2 pseudogenes are annotated in these 703 nt (G+C 49.5%); both read left to right on the top strand.

What is annotated here, in order from left to right:
- Positions 1-361, top strand: a pseudogene (locus Q3O12_RS04440) (RHS domain-containing protein); the annotation flags it as partial.
- Positions 362-397: 36 nt separating this feature from the next.
- Positions 398-703, top strand: a pseudogene (locus Q3O12_RS04435) (hypothetical protein); the annotation flags it as partial.

Genomic DNA, 703 nt, shown 5'->3' with positions numbered 1-703 from the left:
ATACGCCTACGACCCGTTCGGAAGACGCCTTTCCAAAGAACGCCAAGACAAACTCGCCCGGACGAGCACCGACCCCAAACGCACCCACTTCGTCTGGGACGGCAGCCGCCTATTGCAGGAGTACACCTACAAAGGCAGCTACACCTATCTCTACACCGACCAAGACAGCTACGAACCCCTAGCCCAAGTCTTCCATAACAACCGAGACGAAGCACAATACCTCGCCTATTTCCACAACGACCAAATCGGCATCCCGAGGGAGATGACCGACATCCACGGCAATCTTTTATGGTACGGCGAATACACCGCCTGGGGTCGTCTGAAAAAGGACGGGCGGGTTTACAAGAACGCGCATCAGCCGTAGCGTTCCGGCTTCCCGAAATTCAAGAAAAAAGGCTTGAAAGAGAACTTTCGTTTTCCGCAAGGTTGCAAACTGGAACAACAAAATAACCGCCTGTATTTCCCGAAAATCGGCTGGATTCGCTATCGCAACAGCCGCGATGTCGTCGGCGAAATTAAAAACGTAACCGTCAGCCAAAAGTGCGGTCGTTTTTTTCGGTATTATGTAGCAGTTGCACAAAGACCAAAATTTAAACAAAACCCTAATACCTGTCTTCTAGAGTCGATATACTCCCTTGACGAAAAAAATGATGAAATTACGGATACTAAAACTAAGGTCGTATCCCCCCTACTCTCCCTAAGC

Origin of the sequence: Neisseria benedictiae (assembly GCF_958267435.1) — a bacterium.
GTDB classification, from domain to species: domain Bacteria; phylum Pseudomonadota; class Gammaproteobacteria; order Burkholderiales; family Neisseriaceae; genus Neisseria; species Neisseria bergeri.
This window is presented reverse-complemented; position numbering and strand designations above follow the sequence as displayed.